This is a genomic window from Pseudomonas sp. NPDC089554 (assembly GCF_050280645.1).
Taxonomy (GTDB): Bacteria; Pseudomonadota; Gammaproteobacteria; order Pseudomonadales; family Pseudomonadaceae; genus Aquipseudomonas.
Genome location: NZ_JBNNVR010000114.1, coordinates 1 through 14,476, shown reverse-complemented (window position 1 = coordinate 14,476; position 14,476 = coordinate 1). Strand labels below are relative to the sequence as shown.

The window sequence follows — 14,476 nt, the reverse complement described above, 5'->3', positions numbered from 1 at the left end:
GAGCTCACGACGCCATATTGTGGTGGTGAAGACGAATCAGCCGAAGATTCGTAGCCTCACTGAATCCAAGACCAGTGGCGTACCTGTGGGAGCGGGCTTGTCCCGCGATAGGGCCAGCAGAAGCTACCTCAATACCCCCGCTGGAAATCCACTTCCCCACGCAACCCCTGCCCCGCCTGGTAGGCCCGCAGGTTCTCGATGAACAGCCCCACCATGGCCGCTGGCGAGGTCGGCGCCGAGCTGTGCCCGGTCAGCAGCAGCCCCCAGGCCGTCCAGAACGGGTGACGCTGGGGCAGCGGCTCCTGGCGACAGACGTCGATCACCGCCGCCGCCAGATGGCCCTGCTTCAGAGCCTCCACCAGGTCGGCATCGACCACTGCCACGCCGCGCCCGGCATTGATGAACTGGGCGCTGGGCTTGAAGCGCGCAAACAGCGCCGCGTCGTACAGGTCATGGGTGGCCGGCGTATCGGGCAGCAGGTTGAGCACGTAGTCGGCCTGGGCCACCAGGCGCGGCAGGTCCTCAAGCGCGGCCACCTCGACGAACGGCACCTGCTGGCGGGCCGTGCTGGCAATGCCACGCAAGGTCACGCCGAACGGCGCCAGGAACGCGGCCACCTGCTGGCCGATATCGCCCGCGCCGACGATCAGCACCTCACGCCCCGCAAGGCCCTGCCCAGGGCGACCATCCCAGCGCCGCTCCACCTGGCTGACCAGGCGGCTGAGCACCTCGCGCTCGTGAATCAGCATGTAGGTCAGCATGTACTCGGCCATCACTTGGCCGAAGATGCCCACCGCGCGGGTCAGGCGATAGTCGCGGGGCAAGCCTGCAGCCAGCAGCGGGGTGATACCCGCCCAGGTCGACTGCACCCAGCTCGGCGTGTGGCTCTGGCGCAGCAGGCTGGCCAGCAGGTCTGGCTGGCCCAGCCACACCGGGCAGTGCGGCGCATGCCGCGCCAGTTCGGCGGAGTCGCCACTGGTCAGGACCTCCAGGTCCGGTGCCGCCTCGCCCAGCAGGCGAGCGTAGTTGGCATGATCCTGTTCAGCGATCAGAACGCGCATTTCAAGACAACCTTAAAAACAACGAAGGCGGCCGCACGGGCGGTCGCCTTGGAAAATGGTAGTGCCACAGCGGCCTGGGTCAGGCCGGGTCGTTACGCCGCAACAGCTCTTCGGGCAGGTGCTCGATGTACTCGTCGTCTGGCGGCGGCATTTGCAGGTGGTAACCCTGGTTGTCGAGGTTCTCCAACACCTTGGCGATGTCCTCGCGCGCCAGCTTGCGCTCGGGGCTCAGCACCAGGTCGAAGGCATGCACCGGTGTGCCGAAGAACGGCAGCAGGCCCTCGGGCACGCGCTCCAGGCCCTCGGCCTTGAGCACATAGAGGTACATCTCGTTCTTGCGAGGGCTCTTGTAGATCGAACAGATACGCTTCATCAGGATTCTCCGGCGCCTGCCAGGCTGTCGAGCAGGGCCTGGCCCATGCGCTCGCGGCGCCAGCCGCGCAGCGAATCGGGCAGTTGATAGGGGCCGTTGGGGAAGCCGCTCTTGAGCAGGGCTTCAAGGGTTTTCTTGCGCAGCATCAGCTCCGGGGCGATCTGCAGACGTTCGCCTTCGGCCTGGCCGACAGCACGCAGTTGCTTGAGGATGCCCGCCGCCTCGATCGGTAGCGGTTCGGGCAGCGGCTGCGGCCACTGCTCGGGCGGCAGGGCTGCCGCGCGTTGCATCAGCTCGATAAGGTACTCGCCGTCCTGGCGAATGGTGCGCGGGTGCATGTCCTCGATCTTGGCCAGCGCCGAGAGCGTACTCGGCTGCCCCTTGGCCATCGGCCACAGGGCGTGCTCCTTGAGAATGCGGTTGCGCGGCACGTCACGGCCACGGGCCTCGCGCTCGCGCCAGGCGCACAGCTCGCGCAACACCGCCAACTGTTGCGGTTGCAGCTTCCAGGCCAGCTTGACGTCGCGGTACAGGCTTTCGGGCTCGACTTCGCGGCGCAGTTGCGCCACCAGTTCGGCGCCATCGTCCAGCACCCAGGCGTACTTGTCGTCCGACAGCCGCGGGCGCAGAGCGTCGAACAGCTCGGCCAGGTGCACGGCATCTTCGGCGGCGTAGCTGACCTGGGTGTCGGACAACGGGCGTTGCAGCCAGTCGGAACGGGTTTCGCCCTTGGGCAACTCGAGGCCCAGTACGTCCTGCACCAGGCGCGAATAGCCCATCGAGAAGCCGATGTTCAGGTAGCCGGCGGCCAGCTGCGTGTCGAACAGCGGCTGCGGCAGCTTGCCGGTCAGACGCAGCAGCACTTCCAGGTCTTCACTGCACGCGTGCAGCACCTTGACCACGCCGCTGTCTTCGAGCAGTTCGGCCAAGGGCTGCCAGTCGCGGATCAGCAGCGGGTCGATCAGGTAGGCATGCTGGCCATCGCCGATCTGCACCAGGCCTGCTTTGGGGTAGAAGGTATCGACCCGCATGAATTCGGTATCGAGGGCCACGAAGGGCAGTTCGCGCCAGCGTCGGCAGTGTTCGACCAGGCTCTGGTCGTCACGGATCCAGTGTATTTCGATGGCCACGAGGCTCTCCCACAAACATTGGCGCGCAGTATATACGGCGTGGGCGCCGGGGGTGAAACCCGGGCCGTGCGTGCTGGATCAATGGTGCCCCGCTCAACGCTTGGCGGCCAGCCAGGGACGACACCCAGCGAACAGATCCAGCGACTGCTGGTAGACCCCGGTGCGCACCTGCAACAGCCCAAGCATCGAGTGGAACAGGTTGTCCTGGCTCAACGGCGCATCGCGCAGCTTGCCCAGGCAGGCGCTGTCGACGGCGAAATCCTTCTGGTAGTTGTCGGAGAACCACAGCAGCAAGGGCACGTGTTTCTGCTGGTCTGGGGCGATGGCGTAGGGCGTGCCATGCAGGAACAGGTTGTACTCGCCCAGCGACTCGCCGTGATCGGACAGGTAGATCATTGCCGTGTCGACCTTGTCCTGCTTGCTGCGCAGGGTGTCGATCAACGACGACAGCACGCTGTCGGTGTAGGCCAGGGTGTTGTCGTAGCCATTGCTGATCTCGTCGCGGCTGCATTGGTCCAGGGCGTTGCTGCGGCATACCGGCTGGAACGGCTCCTGGCCTTGCGGGTAGCGCTTGAAGTATTCCGGGCCGTGGCTGCCCATCTGGTGCAGCACCAGCACGGTGTCCTGGTCGAGGTTATCGAGCAGCTCGCCAAGGCCCTGCAAGAGGATCTGGTCGTGGCACTCACCACTGGCGCAGAGGGTTGGGTCCTTGAGGTTACTCACGTCGATGAACTGCACCCGGTCGCAGGTGCCCTTGCAGCCAGACTGGTTGTCGCGCCACTGCACGGCAAGGCCGGCGCGCTGGAGGATATCCAGCAGGCCTTCGCGGTTCTTGGCCACCCGGGCGTCGTAATCCTTGCGCGGCATGCCGGAAAACATGCAAGGCACCGACACGGCGGTTTCGGTGCCGCACGAGCGCACATCGGTGAAGCCCAGCAGGCCCTCTTGCCTGGCCAACTTGGGCGTGGTGTCGCGGGCATAGCCCAGCACACCGAAGTGGTCGGCCCGCGCACTCTCGCCCACCACCAACACCGTCAGCGACTTGCGAGTGTGCTGCTGCCAGGCCGCATCGCGCCGGGCATCCTCGCCATAGCTTTGGAATGGCTGGGCAGCGCTGCCCAGGCGTTCGCTGGCGTAGGCGAACGAGGCACCGACGATGTTGCTCGGTGTCAGCATCAGGCGAATCTCATGATGGTTGCGCAGCAAGGATGCCAAGCCCTGGTAGTTGGCCAACCCCACCGAGCCCACCGCCACCACGCAGGCCCCACTCACCACCAGTTTGCCCAGCAGTTCCCGGTGCCAGGTGCGGTAGACGATCGGCGCCTTGATCACCAGCAGCGAGGGCAATACGCCAAGCCCCAATATATAAAGTGCAAACTTCAGCGAGAGCAGGTCGCGCACTTCGGCGGGGTTGGTTTCGGCGATATTGCGAAACATACCGCCGTCGATAAGTACGCCATATTGGTTCATGAAGTAAGCAACCCCGGCGCCACTCATGAACAGCACGATCAATATCGGTTTGAGTACGTAGCGAAACGCCAATAACGTCAGCACCAGGTTGAAGGCAAAGAACATCATCACGGCGAACGCCAGCATCAACCAGAGCCCCACCACGCCGGGCGGCACGACACTTTGCAAGTGCTGCCAGAGGTAGGCGTTGAAGCCGATCAGCAGGTACAGGCTGGCCAGCAGCGTGACCCATTCGGCCCGCAGTTTCTTGAAGTTGAGCATGATGATCGCATCACCGTTCGAGGGTCGGCCCAGGTGCCGCAGGCACGTGGGGAAGTAGGCCGAATTGTGGGAAGCGTACCATCAATATTTTGTGAAAAAGACTCCAACAATCGGTTGGTTGGCGCCTTTGGCTATTAATTAACTTTCATTCAGCCGTTATTCAGCCAGGCAAGTGAAGTTTGGCGTACGGCTCGCGGTCGATATCCAACACTTCCACGCACAGTTGAATATCCAGCCCAGCCTGGGCGGGGATCGCCTCGCGCAGCACCTCCAGCAGGCTTTGCGACAGCTGTTTCTTCACCTGGGGCGTGCGCCCGCTGAGAATCGCCAGGCGCACATGGGCGAAGGCACGCTCGCCAGGGGCAGTGCCAACGCGATACTGGGCAAAGGCCTGGGCGCGGCTCTTGATGTCCAGTTCCTCGGCGAACTGGCCGCTGGCGAACAGGGTGCTGTTCAGGCGCAGCAGCAGCGTATCGACCTTCAGCTCGCGCAGGTTGTCGCTGTATTCCAGGTTCAGGTGGGGCATGGCACTCGGGTCCGGGTGGTGGGCAGGAAGCGACAGCCTACGCTCACACCCAGCCTCGCGCAAAGCGGCTATCCTCAAAGATCAGCACCTTTCGCCAACCCCAGAACAGAGGTGAAGAAATGCCCGTTCCGCATGACTTACTAGCCGACCTGCACATCACTGCCGACAACTTCCAGGCCCTGATCGACAAGGACCAGGCGCTGCACCAGCTGCACAAGGACTACAACGCCAAGGACAAAGAGGTGGTAGCCGCCGAAGGCAATGGCACCGCCGACGATGCGGTCAACCGGCTGCGCAAGGAGCGCCTGCTGATCAAGGACAAGATCGAGCGGATCATCCATCCGCCCAAGCTTTGAAGCCAAACCTGTAGGAGCGGGCTTGCCCGCGAACACCGGCGAAGCCGGTGCCATGCCCTGCGGTGTCTGATTCGCGGGCAAGCCCGCTCCTACAATTGCGGCAGCCGCTGTTAAGAGGCCGCAGCCTTGAGCCCCGCCTCCAGGTCATCGATCAGGTCACGATAATCCTCGATCCCGATCGACAGGCGCAGCAGGGTCTCGCCAATCCCCATCACCCCTTTCTGCTCCGGGCTCAGGGAGTTGTGCGACATGCTCCAGGAGTGGTTGATCATGCTCTCCACCCCGCCCAACGAATCGGCCAGCACGAAGATCGACAACGCCTCCACCAAGCGGTTGACCGCCGCCCGATCCCCCTTGATACGCATCGCCACCACCGCGCCGCCGGTACGCATCTGGCGCTTGCACAGCGCGTGTTGCGGATGGCTCTCAAGCCCTGGGTAGAACACTTGCTCCACCAGCGGGTGGCGCTCCAGGTGCTGCGCCACGCGCAGGGCGTTAGCGCTCTGGCGCTCCATGCGCACGTCCAGGGTCTTCAAGCCGCGCAGCGCCAGATAGCAGTCGAACGGCCCCTGGATCGCCCCTACCGCCATGCTGATCTTGCGCAGGCGCGCCAGCAGTTCTGCATTGCCCGCCACCACCACGCCGCCGGTGAGGTCGGAGTGGCCGCCGATGTACTTGCTCGCCGAATGCATCACCAGGTCCACGCCCAGGGTGATCGGCTGCTGGTTCCACGGCGAGCAGAAAGTGTTGTCGATGCAGGTGAGGATGCCGCGTTCGCGCGCCAGGTCGCACAGCGCCTTGATGTCCACCAGGTGCAGCAACGGGTTGGTCGGCGACTCGAGCCAGATCATCCGGGTATCGGGGCGGATGGCCGCGGCGACAGCATCCAGGTCGTTGAGGTCGACATAGGTGGTGGTCAGCCCCGAGGTCACCGAGCGGTAGTCTTCCATCAGGCGGAAGGTGCCGCCGTAGACGCCGTTCATCACCACCACATGGGCGTCCTTGGGCAGCAGCTCGAGCAACGTGGCGGTGGCGCTCACGCCCGACGCGCAGGCGACCGCGCCCACACCCTCTTCGAGTGCCGCCACGCAGGTTTCATAAGCATGCCGGGTGGGGTTGCTGACGCGGCTGTAGGCGTATTCGGGGTTGTCGTCCAGGCCACGCTTGATGAAAGAGCTGGAGGTGACAATGGCCGGGAAGATGGCGTTGTCGGCAACACTGGACTGCTCGCCAGCGTGGATGGTGCGGGTGGCGAAATTGCGCGGTTTGTCGGACATGGTCGGGTCCAATGACTAAAGAGTGGCAGAAAGAAAGGCGCCACTATCGCATATCCTTCGCCTGCGGCAATGGCCATGGAAAAGCATTCCCCTCCTGGGCTACTCTCGAGAAACTTTTTCTCCAGACAAGCGCCTTTCGCCATGGACAGTTTCGACCAGCACATCCTCACCCTGCTCCAGCGTGATGCCTCGATTTCCCTGAAGGACCTCGCCGAGGCGGTCAGCCTTTCCACCACGCCGTGCTGGAAACGGGTCAAGCGCCTTGAAGAGGACGGCTACATTCGCGGCCGCGTCGCCCTGCTCGACCCCGAGCGCCTGGGGCTGGGCCTGAGCGTGTTCGTCCAGCTCAAGACCCAGCGCCACGACAGTGCCTGGCTCGAGCACTTCGCCAGAACCGTGACCGACTTCGAGGAAGTGATGGAGTTCTACCGGATGTCTGGCGACTGGGACTACATGCTGCGGGTGGTGGTCAGCGACATCGCCGCCTACGACCGCTTCTACAAGAAGCTGATCACCAGCACCGAAGGTTTGTCGAACATCACCTCCAGCTTCGCCATGGAGCAAATCAAATACACCACGGCGTTTCCCGTGCGGCGCTAGCCACACGCCTGCGGAAAACCTTCTAACTCCCGCTTGCCGCCCACCCTCAATACCTTGGCGTTGCCCCTACAGGCATTTTCCACACCCCAAGGAGGTCACATGACCGACACACCCGAATCGTCCGGGTGGGCTGATGGCATTTCATTCCTCGCCCAGCTCTATCTGCTCAAGGACGAACAACCCTTCTCGTTGAAACTAGGCCGTGAAATTACCGCGCCTTATGAAGAGTCGAAGGTACTGCTCCCCACCGTGTTGATGACCGCAGTGAACGGTGCAGCCGACCTATTGCTATTCAGGTTCAGCGGCCGATCGACCAATCGTTTGCACTACAAGCTCTCCTGCTACGGCCGAAATGCTTATCTGAACCTGCTCAACGACGGTAGCGTGCAAAGCACTGGCAGAGAGGGTTCCGCCCTGATGCTCGAGCCCCTGGAGTGGGGTAAGGACTCGCTGCGCTTCAAGATGCAAGACAGCACGGGGCGCTTGATCCGGTCGATGCCGATCCCTCCCATACGCCGAAACCGAGGCCGGGATATCGACTTGATTGGAGATCAACTGAGTGTCGCCACCGGCGATGTCGCACAGTTCCTGCTCAAACGCTGCTGACGATCCAGGGCCGATATTTCGGCGCCCACCCTACATACCGCAGAGGTTTGCATGGAAAACATACAAGGCACCGCCAATTGGATCGGACGCCATTCGTTCATTGGCAAGATCTACGCACTGGTCGACGGCGAGCGCTTGCTCGTATCCCCCACTTACACCAAAGACGGGCTCACACTCGCGAATATCACCGAGGTCGGCGGTTGGTTGCAGGTGGGCGGAGGGGAGGACGCGCTGTCGTTCATCTTCCGCTTCCAAGATAAAACCCAAGATCATTACCACTTCAAGCTTTCGATGCTGGACAAGCGCACCAAGGCAGTCGACATCAGCCGCAACAGCTACCTGGGCTATTACGAGGGCCTCGGCAATCGTCCCGACATGAAGTTCGAGCCCTTGGAATGGGGCGAAAACACCTTGAGGTGCAGGTGGCGTGACAGCGAAGGGCGTGAGGTAAAGGCACATTCCGACGTACTTCACTCAACGACCAATGCTCGCAACCTGGTGGCGGGAGAAGGCATCGAACAGCAATACTTGATCGAACGCATCCGCTGAAGCAACGACGCTGCGCCCCCTCAGGCGCAGCGTCACGGTGCGCAGCGATCAGCCTCCGGCATATAGTGATAGACCAAACCTATCAACCGGTCGGACAAAGCAATTTGACGCCGCTGCCCGCAAGTTATAGCGTGAAACATAGTCCCTACGGCATCTTTGCCGCACAAGCCACTCTCCTTCGAGCGCGAACGTGGAACCCAGCAACCCGGCCCTGATCGACGGCTTCAACCGAAGAATCGACTACCTGCGCATGTCGGTCACCGACCGCTGCGACTTCCGCTGCGTCTACTGCATGGCCGAAGAGATGCAGTTCCTGCCGCGCCAACAGATCCTCAGCCTCGAAGAGCTGTACCAGGTCGCGGAACGCTTCGTCGCCATGGGCACCCGCAAAATTCGTCTCACCGGCGGCGAACCCCTGGTGCGCCAGGGCATCGTCGAGCTGTGCGGGCGCATAGCCGCCCTGCCCGGCCTGCGCGAGCTGTGCCTTACCAGCAATGGCTCGCAGCTCGGGCGCCTGGCCCAGCCGCTGTTCGATGCTGGCGTAACACGCCTGAATATCAGCCTCGACAGCCTCGACCCCGCACGTTTCAAGGCCCTGACCCGCACCGGCGAGCTGGCCCAGGTCATCGAAGGCATCGACGCTGCCCGCCGAGCCGGCTTCAAGCGCACCAAGCTCAACTGCGTGGTACTCAAGGGCCGCAATGACGATGAGCTGGTCGACCTGGTGCGTTTTGCCGTCGACCGCGAGCTGGACATCTCCTTCATCGAAGAAATGCCTCTGGGCGTCATCAGCGAGCACGAGCGTGGCGAGTCGTTCTACTCCAGCGACCAGGTGCGCGAACGCCTGGCCGAGCACTTCACCCTGGTCGAGTCCGCCGAGTCATCCCAGGGCCCGGCGCGCTACTGGCGCCTGGCCGAGTCGCCGAACAGCCGGGTCGGCTTCATCTCGCCGCACAGCCACAACTTCTGCGCCACCTGCAACCGCGTGCGCCTTACCGTGGAAGGCCGCCTGCTGCTGTGCCTGGGCAACGAACATTCGATGGACTTGAAACAGGTACTGCGCGCCCACCCCGGTGACAGCGCCCGCCTGGAAAGCGCCATTCGCGAGGCCATGCACCTCAAGCCCTACCGCCACCACTTCGAAGTGGGCGGTGAGGTGCAGATCCTACGCTTCATGAACATGACCGGCGGCTGAGCCGCCGCTCATCAACGTCTCATTCAACTCCTAGCCTCGGCTTTCACACGCCGCCACCGCCTTCAGGTGCGCAACGAAATTGCAGGGGCGGTGCCGTGCATCGAGCTGCTCCGCCAGAATCCCCTCCCAAGCCGTGCGGCAGGCACCGGTCGAGCCCGGCACGCAGCACACCAGAGTGCCGTTGGACAGCCCGGCCAGCGCCCGGCTCTGCAAGGTCGAGGTGCCGACATCGAGGATCGACAGGGCACGGAACAGCTCGCCGAACCCATCGACACGCCTGTCCAGCAGGCAACCCACGGCCTCTGGCGTGCTATCGCGCCCGGTGAAGCCGGTGCCACCGGTGACCAGCACCACTTGCACCTGGTCGTCGGCGATCCAGGTCGCGACCTGGGCGCGGATGCGGTACAGGTCGTCCTTGAGCAGCACCCGCGCCACCAGGTTATGGCCCGCCTCCACCGCGCGGCTGGCCAGCAGCTGGCCAGAGGTGTCGGTGTCGAAGGTGCGGGTATCGCTGACGGTCAGCACGGCGATGTTCAGCGGCACGAAGACCGCGTCGGGTTTGACGCTCACGGGAAGCTCTCCGAAAGAGGTTTGCCGCCCACGCTAGAGGCTAGGCCCAGGCAGCGTCCAATCGATATGGCATACCCCCTCATCGACGCCCTCTATCGCTTGCATCATATGGCCATCAATTAATGATGGCCTGCCCCGGCACTCTTGGTTAAGGTCGTCATATCTTCACCCCCAGGCCACCTCATGGACATCAAGCAGCTCAAGTTCCTTCTCGCCCTCGACCAGACCCGCCACTTCGGCCAGGCTGCCGCGCTGTGCCACGTCACCCAGCCGACCTTGTCGATGCGCCTGCGTAACCTCGAGGACGAACTGGACCTGGTGCTGGTCAAGCGTGGCCAACGTTTCGAAGGCTTCACCGAGGCCGGCGAGCGCATCCTGGCCTGGGCCCGCACCCTGCTCGCCGCCCACGACGGCCTGCAGGCCGAGGCCGCCAGCTGCCGTGGCCAGGTGGTCGGCAGCCTGCGCCTGGGCACGGTGCCGCTGGCCAGCTTCAACCCCATGCAGTTGCTGCTGCCACTGCGTGAGAAATACCCGGAGCTGCAGTTCCAGCTCAGCGCATTGAGTTCCGAGCAGGTGATCGATGGCCTGAGCCGCAACCAGCTGGACATGGGCATCTGCTACCTGGACCAGGTAAGCACCAACTACTTCGAAGTGATCGAACTGGGCACCACCACCATGGGCCTGCTGCACGATACCCGTCACTTCAGCTTCGAAGGTTCGCAGCTGCGCTGGGAAGACCTCGACCAGTTGCCGCTGGGGCAACTGAGCAAGGGCATGCACTACCGCCAGTCGCTGGACCTAAGCTTTCGCAGCCGGGGCCTGGAGCCCTTGGCGGTGATGGAAAGCGACTCGACCTTCCACTTGATCCAGGCGCTCAACGCCGGCGTCTGCTGCGCGGTGATGCCGCTGAACTGTGGCCTGGAAAACCTCAGCGAGCACCTGCGCATCATCCCGGTGCTCGATGCCAGCATCCACAGTCCGCTGGGCCTGTTGCTACGCCGCAGCGAACCACGCTCGGCAATTGCCGAGCAGTGCTTTGCCGAGGCGAAGGTGTTGTTCGGCATGAAATAAGTCGAGCGACATTCGTCGCCCAGCTCGCTCCGACAGCACTTTCAGAGACTTCACGCACGCTCAGCAGGAACACACATTTACCCTTCGGCATATAGCCTTTCTCACAGAAACGCGGCCAGTAACGGCCGCTCCCCAAGGAAGGCTGTCGTCTCATAATCATTGAAAAAGGACTTCTTATGGCAGCCACTGCCGCAGAACCATTTGTTTTGAGCTTTGAGGTAATCACTACCTACGGCGGCTACTTCGTTGCGATCATACTTTTGCTCTGGTTCCTGTACTTCATCTACAACCGTGCAGGGTCTCTATTTTTTCTTCGCGACTTAATATGGCGAAGTTTTGGTGGCAAGCAGAATTTCGACAACCCGACACTGGAGCAAATACGGCGAGAATTGCGTGAGCTTGAACACTTTCGCTATGAGTTCAACATTCCCGCCAATTCGCTGAGCGATGCCGAACACGCGCACCTGTGGATCACTACACATGGTTTCCGACCTGCCGACATAGGCCGTTCGCGCAACTACATTGACTGGAGTGACTTCACCACGCTCAAATTCAAGCACCGTCGTTTCGACCGAAAAAAGTTTGCGGCGCTGTACACGATTCTCTGCATCTGCTTCGTAGGGGTAATGATAACGCCACCTTTCACAGATACTGATTACCTGATGGTATCGCTGAAAGACGCACCGGAGGCGCCATCGTTCTTCGTTTCCAAGAACGATATAAAGTTCGACTACTTCTCTCCTGACGACTTCCTCACAGTGGAAAAGTGCCGTTCTTCGCAAACATTGAAACCCTTCATACGAGAGGGGTTACCCGAAGAGAAGCTGGACATCATCTGCTCACTTTTCATTGATTCAAACTATGCAGTGTATGTCGAAAATGGCTTACGTGAGCAGAGAGGCTTCATTATCGGTCTACTCCTGATGTGCTTTGCAGCCATGATCCTGATCGTGCGAAAGCTTTCGCGTATGGATCGAGCCCGCGAGCTTCACCTTCACTTGCAGCAAACTCAACCTTGAAAGGGCTGCGTAGCAGCCCTTGGAACACCCCGCCCTACTTACCAGGCACCGGCAACGCCGCATCACTGTTCCACCCACTCACCGGTCGGCTGAACAGGTTCTCGGTAGTGAAATGCGCCATGCGCCACTGCCCCTCCTCCAAGGCGAACGCCACGCGCAATTGCGCGGCGTTCAGGTGCGAGGCGCCGCTGGCGAAGGTGCTGGTCTGCAACATCACCCACTGCCCCTCCCCCCGCTCGCCCTCCACCTGAATGACTTCGCTGGTAAGAAAGTGCACGTTCAAGGCAAAGTGCGCCGGGGGCTTCATGTAGGTAGCGAACATGTCGCGAATCGCTTCACGCCCTCGGTAGCCACCGAAGCTGTTGGCGTACTTCGCACCCTTGCCTTCCCACACCGCCTCGCGGGTGAACAGCCCGGCCAGCTCGTCCAGTGGCGTGTCGGCATCGAGGCGGTCGCACAAGGCCATGTAGCGGTTGATGCACACGCGAATCGCCTGCTGGCTTTCGAACGCCTGCAAGCGGGCCTGCAACTGGGCTAGCTCGCTCATACCTCACCCCGCTGCACGTTCAGCAACAGGCGCTCGGCAATGGCCAACAGCTTCTCGTCGGCGCCCTTGGCCGCCACCAGTTGCAAGCCCACCGGCAGGCCAGCCTCGCTGCCCAAGGGAATGCTCAAGGCCGGGTGGCCGGACAGGTTGAACGGCCGCACCAGCGAGGTCATGCCCAGCACCGCGCGGGTGTCGGCAGCGTCTTCCAGGCGCAGGGGGAAGTCCGGCAGGGTCGGCAGGGCCAGCACGTCGAAGCTCGCCAGGGCCTGGTCGACCTCGGCGGTGAAACGCTCGCGCACAAGCTCTGCCTCGGCCAGGGCGGCATCGCTGGTCTGCCCGGCAGCAGCCAGGCGGCCAGCGATGTCAGCACCCACCTTGCCGGTTTCCAGCAAGTGGCCACACGCTGCGAAAGTCTCGCGGTTGATCACCGCCATACCCGCATCGTAAGCCGCACCAAAGTGCTGTAGTTCAACGTTGCCCAGCGCCAGCCCGCTGGCCGCCAGGGTCGCGTGCAGCACTTTCTGGATGGCCGCCTCGGCAGTCACCCGCAGCACGCCGATACGTACGCTGCCCGGCACCTGCGCTGGCACGAAGGTGGGGTCGATCATGCTCATGGCCCGCACCAGCATCGGCAGGCTGGCGGCGAACGGACCGACGCAGTCGAGGCTGGTGTGGGTCGGCATCACGCCGACGCGACTTACCCGACCAAAGGTCGGCTTGAAGCCAAACACGCCGCAGCAGGCCGCCGGTACCCGCACCGAGCCGCCGGTATCGGTGCCCAGGCTGAAGTCGGCCAGGCCCATGGCCACTGCCGCCGCCGAGCCACTGGACGAGCCACCCGGAATGCGCCCTGGAAAACGCGGGTTCGCCGCGGTGCCGGTGTGGTGGTTGATGCCGGTGGTGCCGAAGGCCAGTTCGTGCAGGCCGACCTTGCCGGTCAGGCGTGCACCGGCCTTGAGCAGCAGGCGCACTACCTCGGCGTGCTGGTCGGCCAGCGGGGCGTCCTGCAAGGCGGGGCTGGAGGCGCGGGTGGCGCTGCCGGCCACGTCGATGGTGTCCTTGACCATGACCCGTGGGCCATCGCCACCCAGGTCGAGGGTTTCAACGATGATGCTCATGACGTGTCTGTTCCCCTAGCGAGCGACGCCGTGCACGGCGCCTGCGTTAAGTTGATACATCAACTGAATATTCCCGTAATATGCCTGAGCTTTCGGCGAGCCTGCCGCCGACACCCCACGACGAACTTCCAACCTGTCAGTGAAACGATGAGTCAAGCGAAGAAGAAAAGCACCAGCCATCACGACCCCGCCAGCGACGATTTTCGCAAGGAGGACTTTCCCTTCTACTGGCTGGCCCGTGTGCACGGACGCTACACCCAGAACATGGAACGGCTGCTGAAGAAGGTCGACCTCGACGTGCCGCGCTGGCGGGTGCTGTGGATCCTCAACGAGAACGGCGAGTCGAGCATTTCGGAAATCTCCACCCACGCCATCGCCAAGCTCTCCACCATCACCAAGATCGTCTACCGCATGAAGGAAGACGGCCTGGTCGAGACCGCCACCAGCGCCGACGACGGCCGGGTGACCCAGGTGCGCATCACCGAGGAAGGCCTGCACACCATCGAGCGCATGCAGGATGTGACCCGTGAGCTGTTCCAGCGCAGCTTCAAAGGCCTGACCGATGCCCAGGTGCAGCGCCTGAACCGCATGCTCGAAGTGGTGTTCCATAACCTCGAGAGCTTCTGAAAACCCCGCTTCGACACCTCCCTCTGTAGGAGCGGGCTTGCCCGCGAAGAAGACACCTCGGTGCATGGCACGGGCTTCGCCCGTGTTCGCGGGCAAGCCCGCTCCTACAGGTACGGCGCC

17 protein-coding genes are annotated in these 14,476 nt (G+C 62.7%); 8 read left to right on the top strand and 9 right to left on the bottom strand.

The genetic code is table 11. From position 1 onward, the window contains the following. Positions 1 to 128: 128 nt before the first annotated feature. The 5 genes from ACQKPE_RS23535 to ACQKPE_RS23515 form a co-directional block, all read right to left on the bottom strand. The gene (locus ACQKPE_RS23535) at positions 129 to 1,061 is read right to left on the bottom strand and encodes a D-2-hydroxyacid dehydrogenase (RefSeq protein WP_427669090.1); all 933 of its coding nucleotides are present in this window, start codon (positions 1,059 to 1,061) and stop codon (positions 129 to 131) included. Positions 1,062 to 1,140: 79 nt separating this feature from the next. Further along, a complete protein-coding gene (locus ACQKPE_RS23530; RefSeq protein ID WP_375099479.1) occupies positions 1,141 to 1,434 on the bottom strand; it encodes a YcgL domain-containing protein in 294 nt (97 codons plus the stop codon). Then, on the bottom strand, positions 1,434 to 2,564 hold the full coding sequence (gene rnd, locus ACQKPE_RS23525) for a ribonuclease D (protein ID WP_427669089.1): 1,131 nt from the start codon (positions 2,562 to 2,564) through the stop codon (positions 1,434 to 1,436). Before rnd ends, ACQKPE_RS23530 begins: the two co-directional genes overlap by 1 nt. A 93-nt stretch (positions 2,565 to 2,657) precedes the next feature. After that, complete coding sequence (locus ACQKPE_RS23520; protein ID WP_427669088.1) at positions 2,658 to 4,295, bottom strand: phosphoethanolamine transferase; 1,638 nt, start codon at positions 4,293 to 4,295, stop codon at positions 2,658 to 2,660. 160 nt (positions 4,296 to 4,455) lie between these two features. Beyond that, entirely contained in the window at positions 4,456 to 4,821 is a 366-nt protein-coding gene (locus tag ACQKPE_RS23515; RefSeq protein WP_427669087.1) for a 5-carboxymethyl-2-hydroxymuconate Delta-isomerase, read from the bottom strand. Between the two features lie 119 nt (positions 4,822 to 4,940). Here ACQKPE_RS23515 and ACQKPE_RS23510 point away from each other — a divergent pair, with 119 nt between their 5' ends. After that, complete coding sequence (locus tag ACQKPE_RS23510; RefSeq protein ID WP_427669086.1) at positions 4,941 to 5,177, top strand: YdcH family protein; 237 nt, start codon at positions 4,941 to 4,943, stop codon at positions 5,175 to 5,177. A gap of 110 nt (positions 5,178 to 5,287) precedes the next feature. On the opposite strand, the gene ACQKPE_RS23505 is transcribed toward ACQKPE_RS23510, so the two are convergent. Continuing rightward, complete coding sequence (locus ACQKPE_RS23505; protein ID WP_427669085.1) at positions 5,288 to 6,466, bottom strand: trans-sulfuration enzyme family protein; 1,179 nt, start codon at positions 6,464 to 6,466, stop codon at positions 5,288 to 5,290. A gap of 129 nt (positions 6,467 to 6,595) precedes the next feature. Here ACQKPE_RS23505 and ACQKPE_RS23500 point away from each other — a divergent pair, with 129 nt between their 5' ends. From ACQKPE_RS23500 to moaA, 4 genes are all read left to right on the top strand, one after another. Then, the gene (locus ACQKPE_RS23500) at positions 6,596 to 7,054 is read left to right on the top strand and encodes an Lrp/AsnC family transcriptional regulator (protein WP_427669084.1); all 459 of its coding nucleotides are present in this window, start codon (positions 6,596 to 6,598) and stop codon (positions 7,052 to 7,054) included. Positions 7,055 to 7,153: 99 nt separating this feature from the next. Then, a complete protein-coding gene (locus ACQKPE_RS23495; RefSeq protein WP_427669083.1) occupies positions 7,154 to 7,660 on the top strand; it encodes a hypothetical protein in 507 nt (168 codons plus the stop codon). A gap of 51 nt (positions 7,661 to 7,711) precedes the next feature. After that, positions 7,712 to 8,209 (top strand): hypothetical protein, encoded by a 498-nt coding sequence (locus ACQKPE_RS23490; protein ID WP_427669082.1) that lies wholly within the window; start codon positions 7,712 to 7,714, stop codon positions 8,207 to 8,209. A gap of 190 nt (positions 8,210 to 8,399) precedes the next feature. Continuing rightward, complete coding sequence (gene moaA, locus ACQKPE_RS23485) at positions 8,400 to 9,404, top strand: GTP 3',8-cyclase MoaA (protein WP_427669081.1); 1,005 nt, start codon at positions 8,400 to 8,402, stop codon at positions 9,402 to 9,404. A 30-nt stretch (positions 9,405 to 9,434) separates the two neighbouring features. Here the strand turns inward: moaA and moaB are convergent, their stop codons facing one another. Next, entirely contained in the window at positions 9,435 to 9,974 is a 540-nt protein-coding gene (gene moaB / locus ACQKPE_RS23480; protein ID WP_427669080.1) for a molybdenum cofactor biosynthesis protein B, read from the bottom strand. A gap of 183 nt (positions 9,975 to 10,157) precedes the next feature. Between moaB and ACQKPE_RS23475 the strand changes: the two genes are divergently transcribed. Both ACQKPE_RS23475 and ACQKPE_RS23470 read left to right on the top strand, forming a co-directional pair. After that, complete coding sequence (locus ACQKPE_RS23475) at positions 10,158 to 11,045, top strand: LysR family transcriptional regulator (RefSeq protein ID WP_427669079.1); 888 nt, start codon at positions 10,158 to 10,160, stop codon at positions 11,043 to 11,045. Between the two features lie 176 nt (positions 11,046 to 11,221). Continuing rightward, entirely contained in the window at positions 11,222 to 12,064 is an 843-nt protein-coding gene (locus ACQKPE_RS23470; RefSeq protein WP_427669078.1) for a DUF6216 family protein, read from the top strand. Between the two features lie 34 nt (positions 12,065 to 12,098). On the opposite strand, the gene ACQKPE_RS23465 is transcribed toward ACQKPE_RS23470, so the two are convergent. Then, entirely contained in the window at positions 12,099 to 12,611 is a 513-nt protein-coding gene (locus ACQKPE_RS23465) for a nuclear transport factor 2 family protein (protein ID WP_427669077.1), read from the bottom strand. Further along, the gene (locus tag ACQKPE_RS23460) at positions 12,608 to 13,729 is read right to left on the bottom strand and encodes an amidase (RefSeq protein WP_427669076.1); all 1,122 of its coding nucleotides are present in this window, start codon (positions 13,727 to 13,729) and stop codon (positions 12,608 to 12,610) included. The genes ACQKPE_RS23465 and ACQKPE_RS23460 overlap by 4 nt, the downstream gene beginning before the upstream one ends. Before the next feature lie 147 nt (positions 13,730 to 13,876). Here ACQKPE_RS23460 and ACQKPE_RS23455 point away from each other — a divergent pair, with 147 nt between their 5' ends. Further along, positions 13,877 to 14,356, top strand: coding sequence for a MarR family winged helix-turn-helix transcriptional regulator (locus tag ACQKPE_RS23455; RefSeq protein ID WP_375099489.1), 480 nt, complete (start codon positions 13,877 to 13,879; stop codon positions 14,354 to 14,356). The last annotated feature ends 120 nt before the right edge of the window (positions 14,357 to 14,476 follow it).

What these genes read in the sequence shown, in the direction of transcription:
- ACQKPE_RS23535 (WP_427669090.1), bottom strand. Translation starts at nt 1,061, where the DNA reads ATGCGCGTTCTGATCGCTGAACAGGATCATGCCAACTACGCTCGCCTG.
- ACQKPE_RS23530 (WP_375099479.1), bottom strand. Translation starts at nt 1,434, where the DNA reads ATGAAGCGTATCTGTTCGATCTACAAGAGCCCTCGCAAGAACGAGATG.
- ACQKPE_RS23520 (WP_427669088.1), bottom strand. Translation starts at nt 4,295, where the DNA reads ATGCTCAACTTCAAGAAACTGCGGGCCGAATGGGTCACGCTGCTGGCC.
- ACQKPE_RS23515 (WP_427669087.1), bottom strand. Translation starts at nt 4,821, where the DNA reads ATGCCCCACCTGAACCTGGAATACAGCGACAACCTGCGCGAGCTGAAG.
- ACQKPE_RS23510 (WP_427669086.1), top strand. Translation starts at nt 4,941, where the DNA reads ATGCCCGTTCCGCATGACTTACTAGCCGACCTGCACATCACTGCCGAC.
- ACQKPE_RS23500 (WP_427669084.1), top strand. Translation starts at nt 6,596, where the DNA reads ATGGACAGTTTCGACCAGCACATCCTCACCCTGCTCCAGCGTGATGCC.
- ACQKPE_RS23495 (WP_427669083.1), top strand. Translation starts at nt 7,154, where the DNA reads ATGACCGACACACCCGAATCGTCCGGGTGGGCTGATGGCATTTCATTC.
- ACQKPE_RS23490 (WP_427669082.1), top strand. Translation starts at nt 7,712, where the DNA reads ATGGAAAACATACAAGGCACCGCCAATTGGATCGGACGCCATTCGTTC.
- ACQKPE_RS23475 (WP_427669079.1), top strand. Translation starts at nt 10,158, where the DNA reads ATGGACATCAAGCAGCTCAAGTTCCTTCTCGCCCTCGACCAGACCCGC.
- ACQKPE_RS23470 (WP_427669078.1), top strand. Translation starts at nt 11,222, where the DNA reads ATGGCAGCCACTGCCGCAGAACCATTTGTTTTGAGCTTTGAGGTAATC.
- ACQKPE_RS23465 (WP_427669077.1), bottom strand. Translation starts at nt 12,611, where the DNA reads ATGAGCGAGCTAGCCCAGTTGCAGGCCCGCTTGCAGGCGTTCGAAAGC.
- ACQKPE_RS23460 (WP_427669076.1), bottom strand. Translation starts at nt 13,729, where the DNA reads ATGAGCATCATCGTTGAAACCCTCGACCTGGGTGGCGATGGCCCACGG.
- ACQKPE_RS23455 (WP_375099489.1), top strand. Translation starts at nt 13,877, where the DNA reads ATGAGTCAAGCGAAGAAGAAAAGCACCAGCCATCACGACCCCGCCAGC.